We start from the raw sequence: 9,347 nt of genomic DNA, 5'->3' as shown, positions 1-9,347 counted from the left end.
GCCAATGACCGTTCCGGGCTTGCCGCAGATCAAGCTGGCGGCCGACGCCGCGGCGGCGATCTCGCTTGGGGAAGCGGAAGTGCGGCCGCAAGTGCATGCGGCGATCGGCAAGATGCAGCATCGCCTGAACGGTAGCTTTTCGGGCGACGAGGTGCCGGCGACCAGGATCTATATCCTCGAGCGCGGCGAAAGGGCTGACATCACGCCCTTGCCCGCCATTGCCGCCCTGCCGGCCATCATCAAATTCTCCTATGTGACGCGCTTCGGCCGCGCGGCCCTGCCCGGCGACTTCGCGACGGCGCATCTTCGGCAATGTTCATGGATTGCCAACCATATCGGCGTGTACCGGCTGGAAGTCCCGACGGGCCTGGACAGGATCGGCGAAGCCGTGGAACTGATCGAAAAGGATCTGTCGGCTGGCAGCCGGCGGTTGTGAGCGCAACCATGTCGAAGCCCCCAATCCTTCGCCTGTCGCTGTTTCGAGAAATTGCCGCCTTCGGCGCCACCATTGCCCGGATCGGCGGCCGGCGAACGTGGACGGCGCTGTTCTTCCTCATCCTCGGCAGCCTGACCGAGGGCATTTCGATCCTGCTGCTCGTCCCGCTGCTGCATCTGGTCGGACGTGCCGACCAGGATTTCGCTGTTCGGCTGCCCAATGATGATTTCGTGCGCTGGCTGGTGCCTGATGGCACGCTGCAACTGACGACCGTGCTTTGCGCGCTGGTCGGGCTTGTTGCGGCGCAGGCGGCGTTCAATCGCTTCAAGTCGGTCTACATGGCCAAATTGCTGTTCGATTTCATCAATCGCGTTCGCATGAACCTGTTCGAAAGCATCGGCAAGGCGCGCTGGGGCGTTTTTACACGCATGCGCAGTTCCGATCTCGATCATGCCCTGACCGGCGACATCGACCGCGTCCAGGGCGCGGCTTTCGCACTGCTGATGCTGGTGCAGATCGCCGTTCTTCTGGCCGGCTATCTCCTGGTTTCCGTGTTTATCTCGCCGGTCATGACGCTGTTTGCCGTGGTCATCGGCATCCTGATGTTCGTGGCGCTGCGGCCCTTCCGGGCACGGGCCACTGCCTTCGGCCGTGTGCTGACCGCCAATCGCCAGGACCAGTACCGGACGGTCTCGGAATTTCTCGGCGGCATCAAGGTGGCCAAGAGCCTGAACGTCGAGGACAGCTATTTCGCGCAGCTGCGGTCGACGCTTGAGAGGATGAAGGCCGACAACATCGACTATGTGCGCAACAGCACCATCGGCACTGCTGTATTCCAGGTGGCGAGCGTCGTGGGCCTGAGCCTGTTCATCTATGTGGCTTTGGTCCGCTTCAACCTGTCGCTGGCCGAGATCGTCGTCCTGCTCCTGGTCTTCATGCGTATCGCGCCGCGCTTCATGGACATGCAGACGCAGGCCCAGCAAGTGCTGATCAACCTGCCCGCCTTTACGGCAATGCGCAGCCTGCAGGCACGTTTCGACGCCGAACGCGAACCCGGCCATACCGAGTTCGCAGACGCCGGGACACTCTCCCTCAATACGGGATTGAATATTCGCGGCGTGTCCTTCGCCTACGGAGATACTGTCGACAAGGCGGTGGTGAGCGGCATCACCTTCGGCCTGCCGGCCGGCAAGGTCACCGCCCTGATCGGCCCGTCCGGATCGGGCAAGAGCACGATCGCCGACATGCTGCTTGGCCTGCTGGAGCCCACCACCGGCAAGATGCTTGTCGATGGCGTCGAGATCGATGCCAGCAATCGCCGTCGCTGGCGCGACCAGGTGGCCTATGTGCCGCAGGACGTGTTCCTCCTGCACGACACGATCGCGGCGAACCTGCGCCTCGCCGCGCCAAGGGCCAGCGATGGCGATCTGTGGGCCGCGCTGCGTCAGGCGCACGCCGGCGAGTTTGTCGAACGGCTCGACCTCAGGCTCGAGACGGTGGTCGGCGATCGCGGCGTGCGGCTCTCGGGCGGCGAACGTCAGCGCATCGCGCTCGCGCGCGCGCTGCTGCGCAAGCCGTCGCTGCTCATCCTCGACGAGGCGACCAGCGCGCTCGACTGGCAGAACCAGTCGCTGATCGCCAGGTCGATCGACGGATTACGCGGTACGATGACGATCCTGACCATCGCGCACCGGCCGTCGATGATCGCCTTCGCCGACTGGGTGGTGGCGATGGAAAACGGCCGTATCGTCGAGGTCGGCCAATATCAGCGGCTGAAGGAAAAAACCGGCAGCCGGTTGTCGAGGATGCTGTCGGGGGAACAGTCGGAGAGCGAACCCGCTGATGTGGCGTGAGCCGGCGGCCAGGACGCGTCGCGCCGAAACGGATTCACGCGGCGCTTTGGTCCCTTTGTCTCGAAGCATGTCGTTGCCGCCAAACCGGCCACGTTTGAGCAGTCTGCATCAATGCAGGCCGCGCCTGGCACCGCCCAGCTTCTCGCTTTCGGCGACCTCGGGTGCGTTCAGTTTGCGCTCGGCGTCACGAGCTATGTCGGCAGGCGTCGGCGCGCTCCTGGCGATCATGGTGTAGATGAGCACGAAATAGCCGGCCTGAATGGTCACGGCGCAGATGATGACACGCACCAATATCGTGCCTATCGACGCACCGCCCAGCCAGGACCAGCCGACGACGATCGCCAGAGCGAAAATCATCCCGAGGATGAATTTTGGAAGTGCCATACCCAACAGCCCATAAACCGGCTCGGGTATTATCGCGATTGCCCCACCCGAGCACCGTCCCTTGTCATGTGGGCTTGTTAAGGTCGCCCACTCTCGACCGGTTGCTTCCGGCCTTTTCCACCTGTCCTCACCGTGACAGGTATAATTTGCAATTCTATTAAGGCGAGCAATAGGCGGCAAGGGCAACTTCGGTTATTTTTGATCGAGCTTTTTGCGATCGACTCTGCCATGTTGCAATGCACGCAACGGGAGCTAGGCCGATATCCTCTCGTCGATATCTTTTAGTAAAATGGGCAATATTAAGTAGTATTTTATACGGTTTTGACCAAGCATCACGGCATGATGAAGCACTGATTTGTACCTCGCCTTGGCAAATAGGTAGGTCCGCCTAAAAACCGCCCCACAAAGGCCTCTATTTTTTCGGCTGTGCCCATTTATTGTCACAAATGTGCTAAATATGCCGAAATTTGTGCATGGCAAGCTTATTATTTAGTCATTTCATGACGTGACTATTTCAACGGGGTGGTAAATTGTGTGTTGCGCTGCAACATTTTTTGGGTATCGTGTGGTGAACCATTCGTTCAACGCATGGAGTTTACGGCATGAGGGACGTTGCCAAGTCAGCCACCGCGAGCTTTTCGCAGGCTGACATCGATTTTCCGCCGCCGATCGGCGGCCTGCTCAAACGCAGCTTCGATATCACCGGTTCACTGATTGGCTTGATCGCCCTCAGCCCGCTATTTGTCATGATAGCGCTGCTCGTCAAGTTTTCCGACGGCGGCTCGATTTTCTACGGCCACAGGCGAATCGGGCGGGGCGGACGGATTTTTCCGTGCCTGAAGTTCCGCACCATGGTTCCGGACGGCGACAAGGTGCTGGCAGCCTATCTCGCCACCAACCCGGACGCCAACGCGGAATGGATCGCGACCCGCAAGCTGAAGAACGACCCGCGCGTCACCCGCGTTGGAGCGGTGCTGAGGAAACTCAGCCTCGATGAGTTGCCGCAGATCATCAACATCCTGCAGGGCGATATGAGCCTTGTCGGTCCGCGTCCGGTTGTGCGCGACGAGCTGGAGATCTATGGCACATCCGCCGTCTACTACCTGAAATCGCGTCCGGGCCTGACCGGCCTGTGGCAGGTCAGCGGCCGCAACGATGTGTCCTATGACAGCCGCGTCGCCTTCGACCGTCACTATGTCGAGAACTGGTCGCTGTTCGAGGACGTTCGCATCATCATCAAGACCGTCCCGGCCGTCTGGATGTCGCGCGGTTCTTACTGACCGGCCGGTGGCCAATGCCAGACATTGGCGTCGGCCATTCGACGCAAGCTCATCGGGCGATGGGGCTATAGCGGATCGGAACGTTGAGTTGAAAACAGATTTGTTCGAAACCTTTCGCAGCGGCCCGGATTCCGGCCGGCTGCGGCGGGCGCGTTTGCTGGCCACATGCCTTGCCATGGCCCTCGTCGTCCCGCACATCGCCGCCGCCGGCGACTATCGCCTCGGCTCGCAGGACAAGCTCACCATCCGCGTCGCCGAATGGCAGACCGTGGAAGGCACATTCCGTGACTGGTCGGCGGTGAATGGCGAGTACACGGTCGGTCCATCCGGCACGCTGTCGGTGCCGTTCGCCGGCGAACTGCCGGCCTCCGGCAAGACCACGTCCGAAATCGCAACGGCGATCGGCGAGGCTTTGCAGAAAAAGCTCGCTTTGTCAGACAGACCGGAAGCCTCGGTCGAGATGGCGCAGTTCCGGCCATTCTACATTTCGGGCGAAGTCCAGAACCCCGGCCAGTTTCCTTATGTGCCCGACCTGACGGTGTTGAAGGCCATCAGCGTCGCCGGAGGCATCCGGCGAAACGCCGACTACGGCCCCCAGCTCGGCAAGGACCTGGTCACCGCCAAGGGCATGTTCGACATCTCCGACGACCAGCGCATCCGACTGATCGTAAGGCGCGCCCGCATCGATGCGGATATGGCCGGAAAGGCGAGTTTCGACGTGCCGAAGGAGGTCGAGGGCGATCCGAGACTGCCAGCCATCGTGGCGGACGAGATGACGATCCTGACAGCGGACCAAAAGGCGCTGAAGCTGAAGCTTGAAGCGCTCGACGATCTCAAAGGGGTTTTGGAATCCGAGATCGAATCGCTGCAGAAGAAGATCGTCAACCAGCAGCAGCAGGTCGACTTGGCGCAGCAGCAGCTCGCCAGCATCGGCCCGCTGGCGCAGAAAGGCCTGATCGCCAACGCCCGACTGCTGGATTCGCGCCAGTCGGTTGCCGACCTGCAGGGCAAGATCCTGGACTACGAAACCGCCATCCTCACCGCCAAGCAGGCGATCAGCAAGGCGAAGCAGGATGCTATCGATGCCCAGAACACCTTGAGTTCAAGTCTCGCCACTGACCGGCAGCAGACCGAAGCCGACCTGAACGAGGCCGCGTTGAAGGTGAACATGCAGAAAGGCCTGATAGCCCAGGCCAGCGATCCCGCGATGGCGGCCGCTATGACAAATGATCAGCAGCCGACCCTGCTCTATTCGCTGGTGCGCAATGTCGACGGCAAGACCACCGAAATAGCCGCCAAGGAAGAAACCCCGGTGCTGCCCGGCGATGTGATCAAGATCAAGCTGGCGCCGCTGGCCAGCCAGTAGACCGACTTCCAACACGATCCAGTGTTTCGAGCCAGAGCCTCACCCGACAAACCGGGATGAGGCTCTGGCTCAGTTGTTTGAACCCCTGCGGAAACTATAATAGCCGTCTCGGGATCGAGGCTTCCCGTCCGAGCACATGCTTGCTCAAAAAGGAAGACCGCCCCCTTCAGCCCGCGAGATGATAATTTATGAGGGACCGGCGCCCGCCGGATGGCCGGCATACCGAGGCCAGTCAGTCTCGCCCCCGGCCGCGTCAGCCGGCTCCAGAGCCGGCGACCGCCGCCTGCGGGTAACAGGCAGCCGCGCCAGCTTGAAGAAGCTGAAATACATCAGGAAAGAACCCATGATGTAGGGGTTGAGTATCTCGACCTCGACGAAGGAGCGGATCAGCAGCAGGACCATCACGCCGAAAAGGATCACCGAGTCCGCCTGCCATGCCTTGAAGATCACCGCCGAGACGTGGCCGTAGAGCGTGCGCAGCATGATCAGCGACACCAGCGTCGCTCCGACGAAGCCGAGTTCGACGAGGGCCTCGATATAGGTGTTGTGGAAGTGGAAGCCGGTGCGGGTGGTGATGTAGAATTCGTTCCACAGCCGCTCGGCTTCAGCGAAACCCTGCACCCAATAGGCGGCATAGCCGACGCCGAGAATCGGCGATTTCTGGACCGTGTTCCAGCCTTGCTCCCACAGATAGGTTCGCCCGGTGAGCGTCGAATCCTTGCCGAAGAGGCCGAGGACGAAGTCCATCAACCCGAGATTCAAGGCGACGAAGGCCGTCACGACCAGCAGGCCGGCGCCGATCAGGAAGATGACCCGGCGATAGCGTCGTGACAGAAGTTTGCTCATCGCAAGAAGCGCCACCAGCGCCAGAACCGCGGGTATCGAGGCCATCGAGGTGGCGGAATGCGAGGCGACCAGGACATAGGCCGACAGCAGCACGACGGGCACCGCCAGGATGAAGCTCAGCCGGCCGCGCCTGTAGAACGCAAGGAAGACGACGCAGAAATAGATGCCGAGCGAGCCGACAAAGCCGATCTGGTTCTTGGAGGCGAAGGCGCCGACGAAGTTGACGGTGCCGTCGAGGACATCCTCGGAATAGTTCCCGACCTTCAGCGAATAGATGAGGACGACAAATATCCCGATCAGCGCCCCTATGGTCAGCGTGCGCACGCTGACGGTGCGCGCAGCTACGTAGGCGCAGGCAATATGGGAAAAATACTGGACCGACGTCCTTGCGGTGACGCCGGGAGCCTGCGACCAGAAAACCGAGAAGCAGACATAGGCAGCAAACAGCAGCGGCAGCCAGGCGCTGGACAGATGCCTCACAAACCGCCGGTAGTCGACCAGGATGAGCGGGAGCCAGACCGCATAGTAGGCCAGGATCAATATCTGGCCGAAGATGACCGAATAAGAAAACGCCCAGATCGAAACGGCTACGGCAAAGGCGCCATAGACCGAATTCTTCTCGGGATCGATCAGCAGGGACTTTGGAATCTTCATCTCAGAGTCCCGCCGACACGACCCAGGGCCGGCAAGCCATGAGCCGGCCGGAATCTTCGCAGACATGGGCGTGCAATAAACGGCGTCTCCATTGTGCAGTGCAATATAACCTATTGCGCCCGGCGCTCAATGGCAAATCCGGTCACCTTGTCTTACAGCGAGGCATCTGCGGAGAGATCAGCCGGTTGCGTGTCCGAGACGCTACCAAAGCGCTCCGCCGGTGATCTGGATGTTTTCCATGGTGATGCCCTTGGCGAGATCCGAGCACAGGAAGACGGCCAGAGCGGCAATCTCCTGCGGCTGCAGCAGGCGCTGCTGCGGGTTGCCCCTGGCGATCTCGGCCATCGCTTCCTCTGGCGTGCGCCCCTTGCCTTCGCGCTCGACGACCTGCGCCACATTGCGGCGCATCAGTTCGGTCTCGACCCAGGTCGGGCTGATCATAACGCAGGTGACGCCATGCGCCGCCCCTTCCAGCGCCACGCAGCGGGTGAGACCCAGCAGGCCGGCCTTGGACGCGCAGTAGGCCGGGTTGTCCTTCCACCCGACCAAGGCGGCCGTCGAGCCAATGTTGACGATGCGGCCCCAGCCGCGCTCGATCATACCCGGCAGCACGGCACGCGTGACGCGGAAGGCGCCGGTCAGGTTGGTGTCGACGATCTTGTCCCAAAGCGCGTCGGAATGGCCGCAGACCGGCTGCTCGGCGGTGGTGCCGGCGGCGTTGACCAGAATGTCGGCGGGGCCGATGGCCGTCTCGGCGTCAGCCGCGAAACGGTTGGTGACGTCGCTGTCGCGAACGTCAAGGTGTGCGGCGTGAACTTTCGTTCCATGGACGGCAAGGGCCGAGCGCACGCGCTCGATCTCGTCGGCGGCCGGATAGTAGGCGGCATCGGATCTGTCGGCACCGGCAGGCGCGATGTAGGAGCCGACGGCGACATTGGCCCCAGCCTCGGCCAAAGCCGTGGCAATGGCGAAGCCCATGCCCGAGAAACCGCCGGTCACGATGGCGCTACGGCCGGAAAGGTTGTTCATGGCGCACGGTCTCCGCTTCGTTTGGGCAGGCAATCAGTCCTGACCGGATTTGGCAATCACAGCGGCGCAGCCTCCATCGACGAGGGTTCAGGACCCCTGAAGCGGTCTGCCCAGCCATTCGCGATAAAAGCCTTCGAGGTCGGGTTCGAAATCATGCACGATGGGATAACCGGGTGCCGCCGCCTCGACCTCATGCAGCGTCCCGCACTCCGGGCAGATGAACTCCCGGATTTCCATCCATTCGGGATCAGGGAGATCGCTGTTGGGATAGATCTCGCGCAAAGCCTCCTCGGTGTTGCGCACGTTAATCACGGCGTTGAGCTTCCAGTTCTTCCGATAGTCGCCGAAGGAGTGGCCGCATTCGCAGCGGGTAATGCGCTCATCGCCACTCTGGCAGATGAACAGATGGTCCGAGACCGGCAGCAGGATCGGGTCCTTCCAGGCGACACGATCCTGATAGACGGCAACCATCTTGAAGAAACGGTCGTCATCCTTGTAGGCACTCATGATGCGCCTTGTCTGCGGCCAGGGCAGCTTGCCGGCGGCCAGATCGCCCAGAACTTCCTTGCTGTATGAGGTCATGGCTTGGCTCCCGGCGTGAAGATCGATTTGGCGTCGACGTTCCAGAAATCGCTGAATTCCTTGGTGAAGCGCGACGACAGCTTGATCGCGCTGGCGTACATTTTCTTCACTTCGGGCGCGAAGTCGGCCTTTCCGACGCGGCCACGCTCCTTGGCGATCCAATCCGCCACCGGAATCGCGTTAGCCAGGCGCTCTTTGCGCATGGCGGCGCGGCGTTCGACCGTGGCGTCGATATCGGCGACGGGATAACCGTCTTCATCGTCCTTCAGCACAATGCCGAAAACCTGGTCCGCCGCTTCACGGGTGAGAAAGCCGTTCTCGACATCCCATGCCGTCTTGATCGGATCGCGCTCCAGCACGTCGCCATAGCCGCCACCGCCATTGTAGGAATGGCTGAAGATGTCGCCGGATTTGTGCGGCGAGGTGATGTAGGGGCCTTCGACCACGACATGGTCGCCGCCGATGTTCTTCTCGTAGTCGGAGACGTCAGGGTCGATGCCGGGCGCATGCGCCAGCGGTTCGCCTTTTGCTGCCAGTTCGTGAATGTCTGAGTTGCGCACCGCGCGATGCTTCTGGCAGGTCGGCGCCGGATAACCACCGCACATGCCGCCATTGTCGAACACGCGCGAGGAGTGCTCGGAGGTGTGGAGCCGCAGATGTGAGGTCTTGTTGATCAGCCAGGTCGAGACGAAGGAACAGCCACCGCGATATTTGCCGGCGCCGCCGGAATTCGGCACGATCGAACGGCCGATATAGACCATCGGCATCGACTGTTCCCAGACCTCGATGTTGCCCATGTCGGATTCCGGGTTCCAGCCGACATAGGCGGTGTCGAGACCGTCCTTGATGGCGAGCGCCCCGGACCCGGCGGCAGGGCGCTCGAAAGGCGCCATGCCGAACGGCGTGCCGTGTTGGCT

At 61.5% G+C, this 9,347-nt stretch carries 8 protein-coding genes and 1 pseudogene; 4 read left to right on the top strand and 5 right to left on the bottom strand.

The annotated features are described in order from the left end of the window. A pseudogene (locus EN925_RS11175) lies at positions 1 to 436 on the top strand (serine kinase); the annotation flags it as partial. 8 nt (positions 437 to 444) lie between these two features. Beyond that, positions 445 to 2,289, top strand: coding sequence for an ABC transporter ATP-binding protein (locus EN925_RS11170; RefSeq protein WP_127367916.1), 1,845 nt, complete (start codon positions 445 to 447; stop codon positions 2,287 to 2,289). Between the two features lie 108 nt (positions 2,290 to 2,397). On the opposite strand, the gene EN925_RS11165 is transcribed toward EN925_RS11170, so the two are convergent. After that, entirely contained in the window at positions 2,398 to 2,673 is a 276-nt protein-coding gene (locus tag EN925_RS11165; protein WP_013528119.1) for an exopolysaccharide production repressor ExoX protein, read from the bottom strand. Positions 2,674 to 3,275: 602 nt separating this feature from the next. On the opposite strand from EN925_RS11165, the gene EN925_RS11160 reads away from it, so the two are divergent. Then, complete coding sequence (locus EN925_RS11160; RefSeq protein WP_013528120.1) at positions 3,276 to 3,953, top strand: sugar transferase; 678 nt, start codon at positions 3,276 to 3,278, stop codon at positions 3,951 to 3,953. 100 nt (positions 3,954 to 4,053) lie between these two features. After that, the gene (locus EN925_RS11155) at positions 4,054 to 5,319 is read left to right on the top strand and encodes a polysaccharide biosynthesis/export family protein (RefSeq protein WP_164753485.1); all 1,266 of its coding nucleotides are present in this window, start codon (positions 4,054 to 4,056) and stop codon (positions 5,317 to 5,319) included. Positions 5,320 to 5,505: 186 nt separating this feature from the next. On the opposite strand, the gene EN925_RS11150 is transcribed toward EN925_RS11155, so the two are convergent. The 4 genes from EN925_RS11150 to EN925_RS11135 form a co-directional block, all read right to left on the bottom strand. Beyond that, positions 5,506 to 6,819, bottom strand: a complete 1,314-nt coding sequence (locus tag EN925_RS11150) for an O-antigen ligase (RefSeq protein WP_127367914.1) — start codon at positions 6,817 to 6,819, stop codon at positions 5,506 to 5,508. 201 nt (positions 6,820 to 7,020) lie between these two features. After that, positions 7,021 to 7,848 carry an SDR family NAD(P)-dependent oxidoreductase gene (locus EN925_RS11145; protein WP_127367913.1) on the bottom strand — a complete coding sequence of 276 codons (828 nt, stop codon included), beginning with the start codon at positions 7,846 to 7,848 and terminating at the stop codon, positions 7,021 to 7,023. 87 nt (positions 7,849 to 7,935) lie between these two features. After that, entirely contained in the window at positions 7,936 to 8,430 is a 495-nt protein-coding gene (locus EN925_RS11140; RefSeq protein WP_127367912.1) for an acetone carboxylase subunit gamma, read from the bottom strand. Beyond that, on the bottom strand, positions 8,427 to 9,347 hold a 921-nt coding region (locus tag EN925_RS11135; protein WP_206632818.1), incomplete at its 5' end, for a hydantoinase B/oxoprolinase family protein. The genes EN925_RS11140 and EN925_RS11135, both read right to left, overlap by 4 nt.

The sequence above is a fragment of the Mesorhizobium sp. M7A.F.Ca.US.006.04.2.1 genome, assembly GCF_004022915.1.
GTDB lineage: Bacteria > Pseudomonadota > Alphaproteobacteria > Rhizobiales > Rhizobiaceae > Mesorhizobium > Mesorhizobium ciceri.
The sequence above is the reverse complement of the archived record's forward strand: the minus strand, read 5'-3'. Positions and strand labels throughout refer to the sequence as shown.